The sequence below is a fragment of the Blastococcus sp. SYSU DS0552 genome (assembly GCF_054050815.1).
This window is the reverse complement of sequence record NZ_JBJHAB010000001.1, coordinates 243,796-262,501: the sequence shown is the minus strand read 5'-3', so window position 1 is coordinate 262,501 and position 18,706 is coordinate 243,796. Positions and strand designations below refer to the sequence as shown.

The window sequence follows — 18,706 nt, the reverse complement described above, 5'->3', positions numbered from 1 at the left end:
GCGCCCGGTCCGCAGTCGTCTCCCCCGCCAGCTCCCGGACTGTCCTGAGTCGCGGTGGGCCGCTGTCCGTCCGACGGGCCGTCAGGACCGCTTAGGACCGCTCAGCAGAATGGGGACTGCCCGACGACGCCCGTATCGTGGGGATCTCGCCGGGCGCCAGGCCCGACCCCGGCCCCACTCGCCGGGTTCACGAACGGCGAGCCCTACTCCTTCACGCCGTCGACGATGGCCTTGGCGATGTCGCGGAGCTTGCGGTTGGAGCGCTGCGACGCCCCGGACAGGATGGCGAAGGCTTCCGCTGCGTCGCAGCGACGCTGCGCCATCAGGATGCCCTTGGCCTGCTCGATCACCGCCCGCGACTGCATGGCGACGTGGAGGTTCTCGGCGAGCTCGCGGGTGCTCTCGTAGAGGTGCATGTTGTGGACCGCGACAGCGGCGTACGTGGCGAACTCGCGGGCCAGCTCCCTGGCGCCGTCGTCGAACGCACGTGGTTCGACCGCGTAGAGGTTCAGTGCACCATGGAGGGTCTCCTGGACCGGGACAGCCACTGACAGGGAGCTCAGCGAACCCCGCTCGGCACAGAGCTGTGGGTAGTCACCCCAGCGGCTTTCCGCCCGGGCATCGGGAATCTCCTGCACGTCCCCGCCGACGGCGGCTTCCAGACAGGGCCCGTAGCCGCGGCCGTACTGGCTCTCATCGAGATCACGGGCCAGCTGCCCGGTGAAGGCCGCCGTCTCGGCCTTGTCGCTGACGACCAGCGTCACGGATGCTTCGGCGACCCCGGGGATCGTCTGCTTGGCGAGTCCGGCGACCCGGTCCAGCACTGAGTCCATCGACTCGTTGTCCAGGGTCATGCGCGCCAGCTGGGCGAACGCGTCCCGCGGGTCGACGGGTCGAGGGGTGGCGTGGGTGTCCGTCGCGCTCATGGGGCCGGTCGACCTTCTGCGAGGCCAGGTCGACGAGAGGGGAGTCTCGAACCTGGGGGCTCCCCATCGCACATGAGGACCCGACGTCCGCGGGGCCGCGTCATGACCTCACAGTGGACGCTGGAGGCGCCGTGTCAGCGAGACTACCCGCAGCGGTGCTCTCCCGGTCCGACTTGACCGCTCCGGCTGCGAAATGGTTGCCCCTGAGTCCCCCACACCGACGGCGTGACCGAGACGCGGCACGGCATCCAGTCCGGTGAGGAAGTGCCGCTCGCGCTGTTCAGCCCCCGGGCCCGGACGTCACCGCCTACATACCGGGACCATCGCGATGACGGTCACCGCGCGGGGTGGCATGCATGCTCGCGGTACGAGACCGACGACCTCGCCGTCCTGATGATCACCGTCCCGAGCTGACGCGCCGTCACCCCGTCACCCCATCTCGCCGGTCCGGGCGTGCGCGACGCCGGGTCAGTTCGGTATGACGGCGCCCGCGCCTGGGTGGTGCGCGCTGCCGCCGAGTTGCAGCGCCGCACGCTGCAGGGTGGGTGATGCGCCCCGGAGGGTGAGCTGCCGGTGGTGCCGGGTGGCCCGGCGGTACGCGGCGGCGATGGCGCGGAGACCGTGGTGGTCGCCCACCGTCACTCCGCTCAGGTCGAGGGTCCACTGCCCGCACGGGGTGAGTAGGAGTGCCGAGATGGCGTCGTGGAGCAGGTGCGCGGTTGCGTGGTCCAACCGTCCGACCAGCTCCAGGCGGCCGGTCACGAGGTCCAGGCGCGCGAGAAGCCGTGAGACGTCGTCGTAGTGGGGATCGGTCGGAGAAGCGGATGGCAGGGCCACTGCGGTCACCTCGAGAACGAGGAGGAGTCGCCGGTGGCGGAAGGGAACGACCGGCACCCGCACCGGTGCGGGCAGAGGCCGCGTTTTCGACCCATTGAGACGCTAACCCGCCCGCGGCGCAGAAGCCACCGGCGCAGCCGTCACCGCGTGGCCAGCCCGGCAAGCTGCGGCACGCGGCCGGTGTGTGCTGCAGCAGGCCCTCCCCCGCAACGCCGTCCGTACCTTTCGGGTACGTCGGTACGCGACGACGGTTGCCGCCCTGGGATCCGGGAAGGGGCACCCGCATGCCGAGGACCGTGGAGATCACCCTTCCCCCCGATCTGGTCGATGCCGCGGTGGAGGAGTTGCGCGGTCTCGAGCCGCTGTCGCTGCGTGTGCTGCGTGGCGTGTCGCTGCAGCCGCCGGGCGACGTGATCAGCGTGGAGGTGACCAACCGCCGGCTCGCCGCGGTGATGCGCCTGGCCGACCGGTGCGGCGTCGGTCAGGAGTCCTCGGTCTCGCTGTCCACGAGCAGGCCGGCCAGCGTCATCTCCGCCGGCCGGCAGGACGACGTGCTCCGGGACATCACCAGTGGGACGGCCGAGGAGATCGAGCTCGAGATCGGCCGGGAGAGCACCATGACCGCCGGCAAGCTCGGCGTTATGGCCACCGCCGGCCTCCTGGCGGGGCTCGGCCTGGCCAGCGGCACCCTGCACCTGATCATCGGCGCCATGGTCATCGCACCGGGCTTCGAGCCGTTCAGCCGCCTCGCCCTGGGGCTGATCGAGCGCAGCCGCGCCTGGCAGCGCGGCCTCGTCGACATCGCCAGGGGGTACGCCGCCCTGGCCGCCGGCGCCGCCCTCAGTGCCGCCGCCTGCGCCGCCTTCGGCGCCGGCGCGCTGGCGGCGGGGACCAGCAGCTACCTGCCGTCGTCGACCCTGATCGACTACTTCTCCACCACGTCCTGGACCAGCTGGGCGGTGGCCGTGGTGGCCGGGCTGGGCGGAGCGCTCCTCCTGGTGATCAACCGGCGCGTCCTGACCGCCGGGGTGATGATCGCGCTCGGCCTCATCCCCGCCCTGACCCTGGCGGCCATGGCCCTGGTCGCCGGCGACGTCGAGCTGGCCCTGCGCAGCCTGGGCCGGTGGAGCGTGGACGCAACCGTGGTGACGGCGACGTCGGCGGCGGTCTTCTTCGGGCACCGCAGGCACGACGGCCGAGCCGCCACCGGTTGACCGGCACAGGGACTCCGTCGAGGGGCCTCCGGCAGTGACACCCAGCAGGCCGGCGCACCGCCTCGCTGAAAGTCTTGGCGACGAGGACAGATGTCCACGGTCACCGATCGGGCACGCGGCCCCGGTTGACACGCCCCGGTTGGGACGGCCCTGGGGCCGGGTACCCGCCAGCAGTGCCAGACACCAGAGATTCCCTACAGCGCGTCGCCGCCGACACGTTCGGCTGGCCGGAGCTGCACCCAGAACAGCTCGAGGCGATGGAGCAGGTGATGGCCGGCCGGGACGCCCTCGCCGTCCTGCCCACCGGCGCCGGGAAGTCCGCCATCTACCAGGTGCCCGCACTTCTGCTGGACGGCCCCACGTTGGTCGTGTCACCGCTGCTGGCGCTGCAGCGCGACCAGATGGAGGGCATCGACGACACGGCCGCCCCCGAGGCCGTGGCGGTCAACTCGGCCCAGCGGGCCGGGGAGACCCGGCACGCCTGGGACGCGGTCCGGGAGGGCGACGCCGAGTACCTGTTCCTCTCCCCCGAGCAGCTGGCCAAGGACGACGTCCTCGACGAGCTCGCCGGGCTCGGCATCAGCCTCTTCGTCGTCGACGAGGCGCACTGCGTCTCCGCCTGGGGCCACGACTTCCGCCCTGACTACCTGCGACTGGGGACAGCGATCGAGCGGCTCGGGCACCCGCCGGTCCTCGCCCTGACCGCGACCGCGGCGCTGCCGGTGCGCCGGGACATCGTGGAGCGGCTCGGCCTGCGCGACGCGGCCGAGGTCGTCGCTAGCTTCGACCGGCCCAACCTGCGGCTGGCCGTGGAACGCCAGAGCGACGACCGGCGGAAACGGTCCGCCGTCGTCGTCCGGGTGAGCGCGCTGATGTCCGACCCGGCCACCCGTGGCGGGCTGGTCTACGTCGCCAGCCGCAAGGACGCCGAGTACTACGCCGACGAGCTCGCCCAGCTGGGCCACCATGTCGCGGCCTACCACGCGGGCATGAAGGCGGCCGACCGCACCAAGGTGCACGAGCAGTTCCTCGACGGTGAGGTGGACGTGGTGGTGGCCACCTCCGCCTTCGGCATGGGCATCGACAAGCCGGACGTCCGCTTCGTCGTGCACGCCTCGGCGCCGGAGTCGCTGGACTCCTACTACCAGCAGATCGGCCGCGCCGGACGCGACGACGAGCCGGCGGAGATCTATCTCTTCTACCGGGCCGAGGACCTGCACCTGCAGACGTTCCTCACCGCCAGCCACGCCCCGCACGAGGCCCTCGAGGACGTCGCGGCGGCGCTCGAGGAGCACGACGAGCCGGTACGGGCGCGTGAGCTCGCCGAGGAGGTCGACGTGTCCCCCGCCAAGCGCACCCGTGCGGTCAACCTCCTCGAGCAGGCGGGGGCGGTGGGCACCACCGAGGACGGCCGCCTGGAGCTCCTGGACCCGGACGTCTCCCCCGAGGAGGCGGTGCACCAGGCGGTCGAGGTCTCCGAGAACCACCAACGGCTCATCCGCTCGCGGATCGAGATGATGCGCGGCTACGCCGAGACCACCGGCTGCCGGCGCCAGTTCCTCCTCGGCTACTTCGGCGAGCAACTCCCCCACCCCTGCGGCAACTGCGACACCTGCGAGGCCGGCACCGCCCGGGAGCACGCGGTCGGCGACGCCCCGTTCCCGGTCAACAGCGCCGTCCGGCACGCCGAGTGGGGGCACGGTGTCGTCATGTCCGTCGAGCCCGACCGGCTCACCGTCTTGTTCGACCAGGAGGGCTACAAGACCCTCGCCACCGCCGCCGTGGAGTCCCACCACCTACTCGAGGCGGCCGGCTGAGGAGTGCTTTCCCGCCGCGCTACAAAATCGCCGTCGTCTGGTCGTCCCGCCGCCTCTAGCCTGGAGCCTCGGATGGCGCGGCCGGCAAGGGCGGCCTCTGCACGGATACAGTCGCGGTGTCCACCCGGCCGAGGCAAGTGTCCATCGGCGGCAACGCGCTCGGGCACTGTCAGGTGGTCGACCCAGGGCGGTGAACCAGCCTCGATAAGGGTCCGGCGACTACGCGGTCGCGTCCCTCGACAGCCGGCGGGTCACGGTGGCCATCAGTGGCTCCGGCAACGCCTACATCCGCGCCACCGAGACCCTCACCGCAGTCGTCTCCGGCAGCGAGGACATGGGCTACGCCGGGGGCTCATGGGTCAGCAGCACTGTCCATGGCTCCGGCAACGTGCGCACCGGGCGAGAAATAGGGGCGCGGGCTCGGCAGCGCGCTCGTCGTCCTAAAGCGCCACCGCCGGCGGCCGCCGACCCGGCTGGCCGACCGCCAAGGACCCTTGGGGAATCTCTCCCCCTCAGCCGCCACCGACTCGTACCGGCAAGGCCCAAAGTCGCTACTCCTCGATACCTCCGACACCGCCGTCAGCGTTTCCGCCATCGAGGACGCGGTGTCGGCGGCGAGGACCAACCCGACGGTCCTCAAGAGCTGAGCGGACACCCGTGGGTGCCGATACAGCCTCGGCACCACGCCTGGTGACGCCGTCCCCACGCCCGCGAGCTGATCCGACGAGCGCCCGAAAAGTCGACGGTCGTCGCCCGGGGCGTCCAGTCCTCCTCAGATGACCGGCCTGCGATCGGGCAGTGGCCACGGGACGGCCATGGTGCCGGCGAGGGCGATCCAGATGTCGGCCAAACCGTCGGGGCGCCGCACGATGCCGAGCGCGATGGACGGCCCGCTCGGCTGTTCGTGTGTGCGCATCAACGGCATCGAGAGCGCGTACTCGCTCACCGGTACGCCCGCGCGTGAGGTTGCGTCACGAGCGGCCCGGAGGTCGTGCCGGATGAGGTCTGCGCAGGGCGTCTCCGGGATCGCCCGGAGGTCAAGGCACGCGGCGAGGTAGGCGTGCTTCAAGGCGGCGAGCTTGTACCGGTTGCGGTCCGGTGGCGTGAACAGCAGCAGCGAGACGGCCGGGGGCACCGACCCGCGGGGAACCAGCTCGGCGAGGAAGGCCATCCGGGCGGGGCCGAACAAGGCGAACCCCACGGCTTGGAGCACACTCGCGCCGAGCAGCATCCAGTAGGCGATGACGTCGAAGACGACTGCCAGCCCGATCCAGGCGCTCGACACCGCCAGCAGGAGCACCGAGAGCTGCAGCACCAGCCGTTTGGGCAGCCGGTCGGCGGCCACGCCACCCCACGGGGTGGCCAGCAGCAGGGCCACTCCGAAAGCCAGCAGGATCCCGCCCGACGCAGCGTTCGACCCGGTCAGCTCGAACGCCAGCCAGCCGCGGGCGATCGCCTGGGCCATGACGCCCAGGAAGACCGCGGCGGCGTTGAGGTAGAGGATCAGGAAGCCGCCGATGCGCAGGATCGCCATCGCGCCGAGCGGCGGGGTCTCCGGCGGCACCGGGAGGACGGCTTCCCCTGGGACCGGGACCGCCGGTACCGGCACCTCCGGTGCTGGAGCCGGCTCTGATGCGGCGGGTGTCCATCCAGATTCACCGCGCTGTGCGTCGATGGGCCGGATGGCTTTCCCGCTCATGCCTCTCCTCGTCCGGCGCCGATACGGGGCACCTGACCGTTCAGTCACCACCTCCCTAGCGAACGGGCGCACCCTCGACCTTGCCACACCAGGCGCTCGTCGATGGGCGATGTCTCGGGCACGGGCATGCACGAGGAATCGTCCCGCGAGGGGCCCACCGCAGGAACCGGCAGCGCCGCCGATGAGCACCGGACAGCCAGGGCAGTGACGACGGCGCCGTCCGTACATCGCCGGTTCAGCCCATCGCCGGTGACATGCCGCCTGTACTGCCGGCGTCGGGAGGTCCCTGACCACCCGGGGCACCGGACCCGGCCGGCCTCGCACGGAGGGTCGTGCGGTCGGAGACGAGCGCGTATGTGGCGTGTCGCCCCTCGGACACCGAGTTGACCCCCGCGACTCTTGGCCGGCAGTGCTTCTCCTGTTCTCAGCGTCGGCACGTCTACCCGATCTCTGTACGACCTGCATCGGCTGGCTACGGTCTCCGGACGCCGATCGGTTGCCCGTCCACCGGGGGCCGACTGAACCCGGCCCCCTCCGATGACTTCGGAGGATCGGCCACGTCCAAGAGGCGACAGTGCACCGATTGGACTGGAGACCCCGTGCCCGACACGACAACCCGCAAAGCCTCTGGGCGGCCGCCCACGCCGAGCGCGCCGCCCTGGCCGACGACCTGGCCGCGCTGGACGAGGCCCAGTGGGCCCAGCCCTCGCTGTGCGGGCGATGGAGCATCGAGGAGGTCGTCGCCCACCTGAGCGCTGCAGCCAGCACCGGGCGGGCGCGCTGGCTGGTCAGCATGATCCGAGCTCGGTTCGACGCCGACGTGCACAACGCTCGCCGCGTGACCGAGCACCGCGGCCGCACCCCCGCCGAGACCCTGCGGCGGTTCCGCGCGGTCGTTGACAGCACCACCGCTCCCACCGGGCACACCGCCGCCTGGCTCGGCGAGGTCGTCGTGCACGCCCAGGACATCCGGCGCCCGCTCGGTCTGCCTGGTCGACCCCCGGTGCCCGTGGTCACCGCGGTCGCTCGCTTCTACGCCGCCCGAAACTTCGCTGTGAACAGCCACACCGCCGCCAGGGGCCTGCGCCTGGAAGCCAGCGACGGCCCCTTCGCCGCGGGCGAGGGCCCGCTGGTGAGCGGCACGACCCTGGCGCTGACGATGGCCATGGCCGGACGCGCGGTCTTCTGCGACGAGCTCGCCGGTCCCGGCGTGCCAGTGCTGCGACAACGCTGCTCACGCCCCTGAGCCACCAGCGTTGCCACAGCACCACTCGTCCGCCGCAGCAAGCCGACGGGGAGCCCACCCGAGGGGGCAGCCAACAGCCGCGGGAAGCGGACCGCTGGCGACTCGACCGCTCGGCGCGCCGCGTCGCCCACCGTCCCCGACCGGTGCACGGCGGTCAGGGCGACGCCGACAGCGCGGTCAGCGGGCGACCGCCAGCCGTGTGCGAATGTAGCGTGTCGCCCCTCGGACACAGCGAGAACCTGGCGCGGCCAACGCCCGTGGGGCTCTGCCGTTCCTGACCGCGGGCAGACCGGCGTCAGGGCCACGCCGTCGAGTAGGAACGACGCGAACCGGCTCGTGCACTACCGCGCGGCTGCTGGTCCCCTGACGTCGCTGCTGGGGCCTGCGATCGGGTCCTGCCTGCCCCTGGCAGCCCACGGTCGGGTCCATGCCCGGCGGCGGCTCAGGGCCCCTACCCATCAGTCCAGCAGCCGTGCGCGTACGTACCGTGTCGCACGCCGACACCCACACTGCGGAGCCGGGCAGCGGCCGGCCCCGGCACGGCTGGTGTTCGCGCCCGACCGCGAGCCCACCGGGCCGGTGCCCCCCTCGATACCCGCACGAGACGCGTCCGCCCGGATGCGATCATCCACCAGGAACCGAGCGTGGGAACGCAAGTGCCCGATCGCGATCACGCCGAGCGACGGCCGATCGCCGCCGGAGTTCCTCGTTGCTGATTGCGGCAGATCAGTCCCTCGGTTCGCGGACGTCCTTCCCCTGTTCGGCGAACGCCTTGAAATCCTCCATGTGCTGTCGCGACTGCTGGACTGAGGATGGACACGCTCCGGGGGGGGGGGGGCGCCTGACCGGGGCGCAGGGTCGGGGGCTGACCGACGTGCTGGGGCAGTCCGTGGCGACCACGGCGGATCCGTCAGCGGGCGCCTCGCAGACGTGTGCGTATGTACCGCGTCGCCCCTCGGACACCGAACGGAGGCCCCACGATTCACCTCGTGGGGCTTCGTCGTTCCAGGGAGCAGCAACCGCGGCGTATCCGGCGGCGCGCAGTCCTCGGGGCATCAGAACCTGTTTCGCGGGAAGAGTCCGAGCGGCCGACTACCCCGCTATGCCACCCTCGAGGCTTCGTCCTACCGGGACCAGGTCGTTGCTGCGCTTCTCGCTGCGCTCCCGGTGGGCCCCCGCCGCCGCACGGACCAGCTGAGAGGGACACCTGATGCAGACCGCTGAGCCAACGGAGCTGTTCGACCTGCGCATGAGCGAGGAGGCCCGGCCGCTCTTCGACCGAGTCGTCCGATTTCTCGAGGACGTGGTCGCGCCGATGCAGGAGGAGTACTTCCGGCTCGGCGAAGGGCGCGCCGACCGTTGGTCGTACGCGCCGGGTCAGCTCGAGGCGCTCGAGGGGGCCAAGGCCAAGGCCAAGGAGGCCGGCCTGTGGAACTTCTTCCTCCCCGACTCCGAGGTCGGCGGCCTGACCAACCTCGACTACGCCTACATCGCCGTCGAGCTCGGCAAGTACCCGCTCGGCTCCGAGTCGCTCAACTGCTCGGCCCCCGACACCGGCAACATGGAGGTGCTCGAGCGCGTCGGGACGCCCGAGCAGAAGGCCCAGTGGCTCGAGCCGCTCCTCAACGGCGAGATCCGCTCCGCCTACGCCATGACCGAGCCCGACGTCGGCAGCTCCGACGCCAAGAACATCCGGCTCCGGGCGGTGCGCGACGGCGACGAGTACGTCCTCGACGGCGACAAGTACTACATCTCCGGCGCCGGCGATCCCCGCTGCAAGATCATGATCGTCATGTGCCAGACGAACCCCGACGCGCCGGCGCACGCGCAGCAGTCGCAGATCCTCGTGCCGATGGACACCCCCGGCGTCGAAGTGCTCGGCCCGATGCAGGTGTTCGGCCGCGACGACGCCCCCCACGGCCACATGCACATCCGGTTCACCGACGTGCGCGTGCCCGCCTCCAACATGCTGCTCGGCGAGGGCCGTGGCTTCGAGATCAGCCAGGTGCGCCTGGGGCCCGGGCGCATCCACCACTGCATGCGTGCGATCGGCCAGGGCGAGAAGGCGCTGGAGTTGATGATCCGCCGGGGCAAGTTCCGGGAGGCGTTCGGCAAGCCGATCCTGAACCTCGGCAAGAACATGGAGACGGTGTCGCGGGCGCGCATCGAGCTCGATGCCTGCCGGCTCATGGTGCTGAAGGCCGCCAAGGCGATGGACGTGCTCGGCAACTCCCAGGCCCGCGTCTACGTCTCGGCGGTGAAGGCGATGGTGCCGGAGAAGGTGTGCCAGATCATCGACCAGGCCATCCAGATCCACGGCGCCACCGGGGTGTCGCAGTGGACGCCGCTGGCCGACATGTACACCAGCCAGCGCACCCTCCGCCTGGCCGACGGGCCCGACGAGGTGCACCACTTCGTCGTCGCCCGCCACGAGGCCGGTCGCTACACCGAACCGGCCCCCGGTCGCACCGAGGCCCTCGGCGACGGCGTCTTCGCCGGGCCCTGAGCCAGCGGCTGCCCAAGACCGGATGCTCCCGGGCGATCCACCCGGCATCGTGGTGGCCAACCGCCAGCACAGCAGGCCCCGGGGTCACGTATCGCGCACGGCATCGTGGATGCTCCACGATGCCTGCGCGAGATCCACTCGCACGTCGTGGCCACGGTGCAGCAAAGGGGTGGATTCGTCGAGGAACTGAGCGAGCGCCTCGTGGGCCGCGCCTTGGACCGGCCGCCCCTTGGCATCGACCACCCGCCACCACGGCACGTCGTGACCGCCGTTGCGCAGGATCCGGCCCACGGCACGCGCGCCCGTGCCGGCCACCTCGGCGACCTCGCCATAGGTCATCACCTGCCCCCTGGGGATCGACGACACGGTGCTCAGGACCCGCTCGGCCACTTCGCTCATGATCTCGCCCTCACTGCCTTCGTCGATCGGTGTGCCGTGGAGTTCTCGCCGACCGTTCCGACCGACGCAGGTTGACGTCCGCAGGCTCGGCGGCCGCTCCCAGCTTCTGGACCTCAGGCGCCTCGCTGCCCTTGACGCGCGCCATCACGACCGTTCTCGTCCTCGTCCGCCCTTACCAGGACGAACTCCTCGGGTGGAGAGAGGACCCCGTTCGCCTGCACGGTGACGTGGTGCGGCCCCGGGTAGTACGTCCGGGTGGTGATGGGCCGGAAGGAGTGGGTCTTCGTGACGACGGTGCTTCCGCCGGCGGCGATGCGTCGTGACCCGAGCTTGAAGGTCTTCCCGCTGACGGACCCGTTGGCACGTCGGAATCCGATGGAGTAGTCGATCGCCACGGTGGCGTCCGTCTCCCCCTCGTTGGTGACGACGGTCGTGAACGTGAGTTCCCCTCCCCAGGGAACGACCTCACCGGAGATGCGCGGCCGGGCCACGCGGAGGCTCTTCCCGGTGAAGCCCAGGAGCGCCAGCGCGGTGGGATCGGCCCGCTTGATCAGCGTCCTCAGGCCGTGCCGGAGCACCCAGGGAGTGCTGGCGTCCGGGTCGCCGGCCCACGCGGCGGCGGTGTCCGTGACGACGGAGGGATCGACGCGACTGAGGTCGTTGAGATGGTTGGCGACCGAGCGCCGCACGTACTCGGCCGGGTCCCGGTAGGTGGCGTCCAGGATGCCTCGTGTCGCACGAGGATGGGCAAGCAGCCACGGCACCCGCTTCGCCCAGGGCAGGTAGGCGCGAGAGCCCTCCGTGGCGAGTCGCCGCACGTGCTCGCTGTCATGCCCCGTCCAGGTCTGCATGATGCAAAGGGCGCGCTCGGGTCGCGCGTTCAGGAGCTCGCGAACGGCGAACTCGCCCGTCAGCCCGACGGTGAGCCGGGCGAGGAGTGCCATGGCGGCGTCGAAGTTCCGCGTCGAGCCGGATTCGAGTGCTCTCGACGCGACGAACTCGGTGGTGGGCCAGATCATCCACCCGTCGAGACGCGGCTCCTCCAGCACGTCGAGCACCACGCGCTCGGCGGCGGGGAAGCCCCCCGGGACGTCGCTGAGGAGAGCATCGCGGACGATGTCCACCCGCTCCCTGAGGCGGACGCCCCGTACGGCACCTTCCGCCTGGACCAGAGCGGAGAAGTCGCTGGTGGGCGCAACCGCTTCGAGCGCAGCCCGTAGCCGTGCAACGACGGCTGGACTGATCAGTTCGTCCATGGCGCCCACGGCGACTCCTTTCCGACAGGGCACGTCTTCTGCGTGCGGGCGCGCCCTGGACGGGTTGGCGCCCCCGTCCTCGTCACAACCCGGACCACGCCTCGCGGCTGCTGAAGCTCTGTCCGGGTGGTGGAAGAGCGGCGGCAGCCACCCAGGCGGGGATCGCTCGTGTCGCCACACGGCTGCTCGCGCCGGCTCCGATGCCCATCGGTCTAGACCGTCGGGACGGTACCGCCGTCGATGACGTACTCCGCACCGACGATCGCCGACGCCTGGTCGGACACCAGGAAGCCCACGAGATCGGCGACCTCCTCCGTTCTCGCGAAACGGCCGAGAGGGACTCCGCCGAGGGAGTCGAGGATCCTCTGCTTCGCTCCCTCCCGGCTCAGGCCATTCCCTTCCGCGATCCGATCCACGAACCTCTCATAGGCCTCGGTCTCGATCCCCCCGGGACTGATCGCATTGACCCGCACACCGTGCGGCGCGAGCTCGTTCGCCAGGCCTTTGCTGTACGTGCGCAACGCGGCTTTTGCGGCCGCGTACGCGAGAGTTGCGTCGTACTGCGGCATCTGCCGCTGGATGGACGTGAAGTGGAGCACCACGCCGTGCCCGGACCGGACCATCGACGGCAGAAGCGCTCGATCGAGCCGCACGGCGCCGAGGAGATTGAGGTTCAACTCGATCATCCACTGCTCATCCGCGATCGCCGCGAACCCGCCGGATGGCGTGGACGCACCTCCTACGACGTGCACGAGGATGTCGACACCACCGGTCTCCTCGATACGCGCCCCGACGAGCGCCGTGCCCTCGACGGTCGAGGTGTCGGCCGCGATGAAGCGGTCCGGGAACTCGTACCCGTCGGGCATCGTCCGGGCCGTTGCATACACGTCGGCGCCGAGCGCGCGAAGCCGTTCGGCCACGGCTGCACCCGATCCCTTCGACCCGCCGGTGACGAGCGCTCGACGCCCATCCAGGCGCCCGCGATCCGCACTTCCCATCTCTGCTCCTCCGTTGTCGTCCAGGACGGTGCGCTCGGCCGAGATCTCGTCGGGCGAGCGACGATCGTCGGCGTGTTCACCGCGCCGAACCTCGGGGCGTTGCCGCAGCAACCGCCGACCGCCCGGCCCTCGACTCGACCCCGATCGCCCGGTTCCGCACGAGATGCCGATCAGGTCGAACGCGTGCATCTCCGGCACCCGATCCTGCGGGGGCCCGCCCCGCCCTCTCCCGTCTCGACGACGGGGCGGGCCCGGTGTCACAGGCGCCGTCCGGTCAGCCGGCCGTGGCGCGGGCGGCCTCGTCGATCAGCCGGGCAACAGCGCCGGGCTGGGAGACCGTCACGGCGTGGGAGGCGTCGATCTCGACGTTCGTCGCCTGGGCACGCTCGCCCATGAACTGCTGCGACTCGGCCGGGACGGCGAGGTCCTGGCGCGTGATCAGGTTCCAGGAGGGGATGGTCTTCCACGCGGCCTTCGTCGCCTTCCCCTCGAGCGCGTCGGCGACGATGGGACGCTGGGTGACCGCCATCAGCGCGGCGACGTCCTCCGGCACGTCCGCGGCGAAGACCGCCCGGAACTTCTCCTGCTCGATGTAGAGGTCGTCCACCGGCTGCCCGTCGGGACCGGTGACGGACACCGGGCGCAGGGCCGGCCCGAGCTCGTTGCCGGGGAACTTCCCGGCCAGCTCACCGGTGCTCTCGCCCTCCTCCAGGAGGAAGCTGGCGACGAACACCAGCGCCTTCACCTTCGGATTGCCGTCGGCCGCCTCGCTCATCACGCTGCCGCCGTAGGAGTGGCCCGCGAGGACGATCGGCCCGTCCACGTCGTCGAGGACGCTGCGCAGGAACTCGGCGTCGCGGTGCAGGTCTCGGAGCGGGTTGGCCACCCCGAGCACGGGATAGCCGTCGGCCCTGAGCTGGGTGATCACGCCGTTCCAGCTGGACGAGTCGGCGAAGGCCCCGTGGACGAGCACCACGGTGGGCTTGGTCGGGTCCGTGCGGACCTCGAGGGTGCTGGTGGTCATCGGTTCTCTTCCTCTCGGTGGACAGCGCCCCCGGTGCGTCGGATCCGACGTCGCGGCGCTGGTGGAGCGAACGTAGGAAGCGCGGCGGCTGCTTCGCGTACGTCGATCGACTGTTCGTTCACTTGCCGAAGGCCGCCCGGAGCATCGCGATCGACTGCCCGATGGCGGCGCGTGCGCCGAGGGTCTGGCTGACCGGGTCGAGCATCATGAAGTCGTGGTGCACCCCGTCGTAGCGGACCGTGGTCACCGGGACGCCGGCCGAGCGCAGCGCGGCGGCGTAGGCCTCGCCCTCGTCGCGCAGGACGTCGGCCTCGGCCACCAGGAGGAACGCCGGCGGAAGACCCGCGAGCTGCTCCGGGGTGGCCCGCAGTGGCGACGCGGTGACCTGGGCCCGCTGGGCGGGGTCGGTGGTGTAGGCGTCCCAGAACCACTCCATGGCCTTCGCCCTCAGGAACGGCCCCTCGGCGAACCGGACGTAGGAGGGGGTGTCCATCGCGGCGTCGGTGACCGGGTAGTACAGCGACTGGTGCACGAAGGAGACGTCACCGCGGTCCTTGGCCATCAGGGTGAGGGCCGCGGTCATGTTGCCGCCCACCGAATCGCCGGCGACGGCCAGCCGGGTGGCGTCCAGACCGTGCTCGGCGCCCTGCTCGGTTATCCACCGAGCCGTGGCGTAGCCCTGCTCGATGGCCACCGGGTACCTCGCCTCCGGTGACCGGCTGTACTCGACGAACACCACGGCGGCGTCGGCGCCGACGGCCAGCTCTCGGACCAGCCTGTCGTGCGTTCCCGCATTGCCGAGAACCCATCCGCCGCCGTGCATGTAGAGGAGCACGGGGAGCTGCCCGGACGCTCCGGCGGGCCGCACGATCCGGACCGGCACGTCGCCGACGTCGGCCGGGACGGTGATCCAGTGCTCGTCCACCGGGAGCTTCTCGACGGCGCCGGACTGGATGTCGTCGAGGACCTTCCGAGCCGACTCGGGGCCGAGGTCGTACAGGTAGGGCGGGTTGGCGGTGGCGTCGGCGAGCTGCTGGAACTCCGGCTCGAGGACGACGGGCGGAGTCTGCTGAGTGGTCATGGATCGGTCCTTCCGGTCGGGACGGCGCGTGCTGCGCCGTCGGACGGCCAGACGCTGGCACCTCTCCCCCGCCCCCCGGCATCCGTCGATCGACTGCGTTTCCGGACTGCCCCGCCACGTCCCCGGAGCGGTCCGGTAGCCCGGCCGGCCCCACCGGGCCCGAACCTGGACTACCGTGCACCCGCCGGGGCCGACGGCGTGGCCGTGCTCGGAGCAGGAGGGACCGGCGGTGCTGATCGGGCGGGAGTCGGAGCTCGCCGTGCTGCGCGAGGCGGTCCGCATGGCGACCACCACGGGTCTCGCGCTGGTCGTCGAGGGCGACGCCGGCCTGGGCAAGACGGCGCTGGCCGCGGCCGCGACCGAGATGGCCCGGTCGGCCGGCTTCCGGGAGCTCCGGTGCTCGGGTGTCCTGGGCGAGGCATCCCTGGGGTTCGCCGCCCTGCACGAGCTGCTCCACCCGGCGCTGCACCGGGTCGGCGCCCTGCCCGCGCGCCAGCGGGCCGCGCTGCTGACGGCGTTCGGGCTGGAGGAAGGACCGGCGCCCGACCCCCTCCTCCTCTCCCTCGCCGTGCTCCGCCTGATGGAGGAGGTGGTCGCCACCGGGCCCGCCCTCGTCGTGGTCGAGGACCTGCACCACGTCGACCAGTCCAGCATCGACGTGCTCGTCTTCCTCGCCCGCAGGCTGGCCGACCTGCCGCTGCTGCTCCTCGCAACGGTGCGGAGCCGCCCCGATGCGCCGGTCCCCCCGGCGGATTTCCCGGGCCGTCGGCTCACCCTGGCTCCGCTCACCGAGGCGGAGTCCCAACGGCTGCTCGAGGCCGTCGCCCCGCAGTTGGCCCCGGGCATGCGCGAGGCGGTCGTCGCAGTGGCCGGCGGGAACCCGCTCGCGCTCACCGAGCTGGCGAGCGCGCCCGGCGCCGTCCGGCCGGCCGCGGCGCCCGCGCTGCCCGATCAGCTGCCGACCACGGCACGGATGAAGCAGGCGTTCCTCGAGTCCTTCGACCAGCTGCCGGCCGCCAGCCGGCAGTTCCTGCTCGTGGCAGCGGCGGACGGCGGGAACGTGCCGCTGTTCCGCGTCGTGGCCGCCGCGGGCGGCTTCGACGAGGCGGTCGCGCTGCTCCGGCCGGTCGAGAGCGCGGGCCTGGGGGCGGTGACCGGCGGTCACTTCTCCTTCCGGCACCCCCTCATCGGCTCGGCCGTCTACGGTGCCGCGACGTCGGCGGAGCGCGCCGCGGCGCACCACCTGCTGGCCGGGCTGGCGGACGACCCCGAGCGCGTCGCGTGGCACCGCGCGGAGGCCAGCTACGGCCCGGACGAGTCGGTCGCGGCAGGACTGGAGGCCGCGGCGGCACGCGCACTCCAGCGCGGTGCCCGGTGGGAGGCGTTCGCCGCCCAGCGCCGGGCCGCCGCCCTCTCCCCCGCTCTCGAGAACCGGGTCCGCCGGCTCGTCTCCGCCGCGGAGTCGGCCCGGCGTGCGGGCCTGACCCGGGAGTCGGTCGATGCCCTGCGGGAAGCCATGCCGCTCGCCGACGAGGGGAACGCCGTCCGGGAGCTCGCCTTGGCCGAGTGGACACTCAGCAGCGGGACCGACCTGGTGGTCGGCCGGTCCCCGGAGGAGCTGGTGGCGGTGGCCGGACGCCTGGGCGGGCCGTCGGGCCGTGACCATCCCGAGGCCCGTGTCCAGCTCCTCGCCGCGGCAGCCACGCGAACCTGGGAGCTGGCGGCGCCCGAGACCACCCGCGCGGCGGTCCGCGGAGGGCTGGAGACCCTGGACGACACTCCGCACCCCCTGAAGACGGTCGGCCTTGCGCTGCTCGATCCGTCCACCCGCGCCGCGGAGTCCCGATCCGCCCCGCTGGAGCTGCTGGACGTCGTCCGGACCCGGTACCCGTGGGCGCTCGCGAGCCTCGCAGCGATGGCGGAGGCGCTGCACGACGTGCCGGCGGCCCAGGCGGTCTGGGACGACGGCTGCCGACTGCACACCCCGGCGGAGGCGCCGGGGGACGCGGCATCGTTCCTGTGCGGCCGGGCAGCGATCCGGGTGCTGAGCGGGCAGTTGGTCGACGCGCTGGCCGACGCCGAACCGGCAGCCCGGACGGCGCTGGACTCCGAGCTGCCGTTGCTGGCCGCCGCCGCCGAGGTCGTGGCCGCACGGGTCCACGCCTGGCGCGGTGCGGACGCCGCAGCGCAGGCGGCCCTGCGCCGGCACCGGGAGCTGGCCGGATCGCACCGCACCGCCGTGGTGAGCGCCCGGGCGCACTGGGCCGCCGGGCTCGTGGCGATGAACCAGCGCCGTTACCGGGCCGCGCAGCAGGAGTTCGCGCTCGTCGGGCAGCACCCCACGACCGCCGCGTGGGCGGTGGCGGACCTGGCAGAGGCAGCCGTGCGTGCCGGCCGCGGTGACTCGGCGGCCGCCGTGGTCGCCGACACCGAGCGCCGGGCCCGCTCCGTCGACTCCCCGTACCTGTGGTCCCTCGTGCACCGGGCGAGGGCATTGCTCTCCGTCGGCGAGGAGGCCGGGGAGGCCTACGCGGTCGCGGTGGCGGCCGGGCTCGGCAGTGGCGCGCCGCTGGAACTGGCCCGCACCCGGCTGGTCTACGGCGAGTGGTTGCGCCGTCAACGGCGGATCGCGGCCGCGCGGGAGCAGCTCGCCGCCGCACTGGAGACGCTGACCGCCGCCGGCGCCAGCCCCTGGGCCGACGCCGCCGCGGCCGAGCTGCGGGCTGCCGGCGGCACCCCCGACGCGGCGCCGCGCCGAGGGGCACCCCTGACCGGGCTCACCACGCAGGAGCGGCGGATCGCCGAGCTGGCTGCCGAAGGCCTGACCAACCGCGAGATCGCCGCGCGCACAGCCCTCTCCCCCCGCACCGTGGCGACCCACCTGGCCCGCGTGTTCCCGAAGCTGGACATCGCCCACCGGGCCCAGCTCCGCGACGCCCTGCGGACGCAGCCGGGCGGTCGAGGGCCGGCGGCGCCGCCGGTCAGGTGACGGTGACCTCGGCCAGGTCCACCGAGACGAGGACCGGACCGGGCACCGCGCGGTCCGCGGCGTCCCTGCCGTGCACGACCCGCCGGGTCGGGACGACCAGCCCGGAGTACTCGCGGTGCTCGCTCACCACGTCGGCCCCGGGCAGGCCGCCGGCCACGTCGATGCTGTAGTCCCGGCGGCGGATCAGCCCGTCGCCGTCGACGTGCAGCACCTGCTCGCGGCTGTGCGTGGCCATGGTGACCGGATAGGTGACCAGCAACCGGCGCAGCCGCCGGCCGCCCTCGGTCCACGGATCGATCTCCACCGTGCGCACCCCGGGGAAGGTCAGGTGCCACGGCTCGGTGAGCCAGGTCCACATCGCGTACCCGCCGACGTAGGCCTGCTGCAACGCCGTCCACGGCGTCGTGAACCCGTGGCCGGTGAACGACGCCCGCGGGTCCGGCAGGGACCCGAGGGTCCGGCCGCCCTCGCTCTCGACGTGGACCCGGCCCGGGGTGACGACCGTGCGCTGCCCCGGCTCGGGGAACCGGGCGTACGAGGCGCGCTCCCGGTGCAGGTCCACGGACACCTCGACGTCGGCCAGCGCGTCGGGCTGCCCCTTGACGGCGCCGAGCCGTCCGCCGGTGCGCTGCCGCCCGGTGATGCGCTGCGCCGCCCGCCAGCGGTCCAGTCCGCCGTGCGCTGCGAGGAGCAGCTCGAGGAGGTCACTCATGG

General features: G+C 72.4%; 15 protein-coding genes and 1 pseudogene. 7 read left to right on the top strand and 9 right to left on the bottom strand.

The window, feature by feature from the left end; genetic code table 11:
- Positions 1 to 203 precede the first annotated feature (203 nt).
- On the bottom strand, positions 204 to 926 hold the full coding sequence (locus ACI8AG_RS01250) for a GAF and ANTAR domain-containing protein (RefSeq protein WP_456595610.1): 723 nt from the start codon (positions 924 to 926) through the stop codon (positions 204 to 206).
- Positions 927 to 1,151: 225 nt separating this feature from the next.
- Here ACI8AG_RS01250 and ACI8AG_RS01245 point away from each other — a divergent pair, with 225 nt between their 5' ends.
- Complete coding sequence (locus ACI8AG_RS01245) at positions 1,152 to 1,340, top strand: hypothetical protein (protein WP_456595609.1); 189 nt, start codon at positions 1,152 to 1,154, stop codon at positions 1,338 to 1,340.
- Between the two features lie 54 nt (positions 1,341 to 1,394).
- Here the strand turns inward: ACI8AG_RS01245 and ACI8AG_RS01240 are convergent, their stop codons facing one another.
- Entirely contained in the window at positions 1,395 to 1,772 is a 378-nt protein-coding gene (locus ACI8AG_RS01240; RefSeq protein ID WP_456595608.1) for an STAS domain-containing protein, read from the bottom strand.
- Positions 1,773 to 2,047: 275 nt separating this feature from the next.
- Between ACI8AG_RS01240 and ACI8AG_RS01235 the strand changes: the two genes are divergently transcribed.
- The 3 genes and pseudogenes from ACI8AG_RS01235 to ACI8AG_RS01225 all read left to right on the top strand — a co-directional run.
- On the top strand, positions 2,048 to 2,977 hold the full coding sequence (locus tag ACI8AG_RS01235) for a DUF389 domain-containing protein (protein ID WP_456595607.1): 930 nt from the start codon (positions 2,048 to 2,050) through the stop codon (positions 2,975 to 2,977).
- 173 nt (positions 2,978 to 3,150) lie between these two features.
- Complete coding sequence (locus ACI8AG_RS01230; protein WP_456595606.1) at positions 3,151 to 4,794, top strand: RecQ family ATP-dependent DNA helicase; 1,644 nt, start codon at positions 3,151 to 3,153, stop codon at positions 4,792 to 4,794.
- Positions 4,795 to 5,014: 220 nt separating this feature from the next.
- Positions 5,015 to 5,488: pseudogene (locus ACI8AG_RS01225) on the top strand (hypothetical protein); the annotation flags it as partial.
- A 78-nt stretch (positions 5,489 to 5,566) separates the two neighbouring features.
- Here the strand turns inward: ACI8AG_RS01225 and ACI8AG_RS01220 are convergent.
- On the bottom strand, positions 5,567 to 6,358 hold the full coding sequence (locus ACI8AG_RS01220; protein ID WP_456595605.1) for an MFS transporter: 792 nt from the start codon (positions 6,356 to 6,358) through the stop codon (positions 5,567 to 5,569).
- A gap of 718 nt (positions 6,359 to 7,076) precedes the next feature.
- Here ACI8AG_RS01220 and ACI8AG_RS01215 point away from each other — a divergent pair.
- Both ACI8AG_RS01215 and ACI8AG_RS01210 read left to right on the top strand, forming a co-directional pair.
- The gene (locus ACI8AG_RS01215) at positions 7,077 to 7,739 is read left to right on the top strand and encodes a maleylpyruvate isomerase family mycothiol-dependent enzyme (protein ID WP_456595604.1); all 663 of its coding nucleotides are present in this window, start codon (positions 7,077 to 7,079) and stop codon (positions 7,737 to 7,739) included.
- Positions 7,740 to 8,949: 1,210 nt separating this feature from the next.
- Entirely contained in the window at positions 8,950 to 10,245 is a 1,296-nt protein-coding gene (locus tag ACI8AG_RS01210; RefSeq protein WP_456595603.1) for an acyl-CoA dehydrogenase family protein, read from the top strand.
- Positions 10,246 to 10,329: 84 nt separating this feature from the next.
- Here the strand turns inward: ACI8AG_RS01210 and ACI8AG_RS01205 are convergent, their stop codons facing one another.
- From ACI8AG_RS01205 to ACI8AG_RS01185, 5 genes are all read right to left on the bottom strand, one after another.
- On the bottom strand, positions 10,330 to 10,644 hold the full coding sequence (locus ACI8AG_RS01205) for an MGMT family protein (RefSeq protein ID WP_456587909.1): 315 nt from the start codon (positions 10,642 to 10,644) through the stop codon (positions 10,330 to 10,332).
- A gap of 113 nt (positions 10,645 to 10,757) precedes the next feature.
- A complete protein-coding gene (locus ACI8AG_RS01200) occupies positions 10,758 to 11,909 on the bottom strand; it encodes a hypothetical protein (protein ID WP_456595602.1) in 1,152 nt (383 codons plus the stop codon).
- Positions 11,910 to 12,112: 203 nt separating this feature from the next.
- A complete protein-coding gene (locus ACI8AG_RS01195; protein WP_456595601.1) occupies positions 12,113 to 13,087 on the bottom strand; it encodes an oxidoreductase in 975 nt (324 codons plus the stop codon).
- Between the two features lie 85 nt (positions 13,088 to 13,172).
- The gene (locus ACI8AG_RS01190; RefSeq protein ID WP_456595600.1) at positions 13,173 to 13,922 is read right to left on the bottom strand and encodes an alpha/beta fold hydrolase; all 750 of its coding nucleotides are present in this window, start codon (positions 13,920 to 13,922) and stop codon (positions 13,173 to 13,175) included.
- Positions 13,923 to 14,040: 118 nt separating this feature from the next.
- Positions 14,041 to 15,003: an alpha/beta hydrolase gene (locus ACI8AG_RS01185; RefSeq protein ID WP_456595599.1), complete on the bottom strand. Its 963-nt coding sequence runs from the start codon at positions 15,001 to 15,003 to the stop codon at positions 14,041 to 14,043.
- A 229-nt stretch (positions 15,004 to 15,232) separates the two neighbouring features.
- Between ACI8AG_RS01185 and ACI8AG_RS01180 the strand changes: the two genes are divergently transcribed.
- On the top strand, positions 15,233 to 17,992 hold the full coding sequence (locus tag ACI8AG_RS01180) for a LuxR C-terminal-related transcriptional regulator (protein ID WP_456595598.1): 2,760 nt from the start codon (positions 15,233 to 15,235) through the stop codon (positions 17,990 to 17,992).
- Here ACI8AG_RS01180 and ACI8AG_RS01175 read toward each other — a convergent pair.
- A complete protein-coding gene (locus ACI8AG_RS01175) occupies positions 17,985 to 18,704 on the bottom strand; it encodes a hypothetical protein (protein WP_456595597.1) in 720 nt (239 codons plus the stop codon). The genes ACI8AG_RS01180 and ACI8AG_RS01175 overlap by 8 nt on opposite strands.
- Between the last annotated feature and the right edge of the window lie 2 nt (positions 18,705 to 18,706).

Coding starts and splice junctions, on each gene's coding strand:
- ACI8AG_RS01190 (WP_456595600.1), bottom strand. CDS start 13,922: ATGACCACCAGCACCCTCGAGGTCCGCACGGACCCGACCAAGCCCACC.
- ACI8AG_RS01205 (WP_456587909.1), bottom strand. CDS start 10,644: ATGAGCGAAGTGGCCGAGCGGGTCCTGAGCACCGTGTCGTCGATCCCC.
- ACI8AG_RS01185 (WP_456595599.1), bottom strand. CDS start 15,003: ATGACCACTCAGCAGACTCCGCCCGTCGTCCTCGAGCCGGAGTTCCAG.
- ACI8AG_RS01195 (WP_456595601.1), bottom strand. CDS start 13,087: ATGCACGCGTTCGACCTGATCGGCATCTCGTGCGGAACCGGGCGATCG.
- ACI8AG_RS01210 (WP_456595603.1), top strand. CDS start 8,950: ATGCAGACCGCTGAGCCAACGGAGCTGTTCGACCTGCGCATGAGCGAG.
- ACI8AG_RS01175 (WP_456595597.1), bottom strand. CDS start 18,704: ATGAGTGACCTCCTCGAGCTGCTCCTCGCAGCGCACGGCGGACTGGAC.
- ACI8AG_RS01235 (WP_456595607.1), top strand. CDS start 2,048: ATGCCGAGGACCGTGGAGATCACCCTTCCCCCCGATCTGGTCGATGCC.
- ACI8AG_RS01250 (WP_456595610.1), bottom strand. CDS start 926: ATGAGCGCGACGGACACCCACGCCACCCCTCGACCCGTCGACCCGCGG.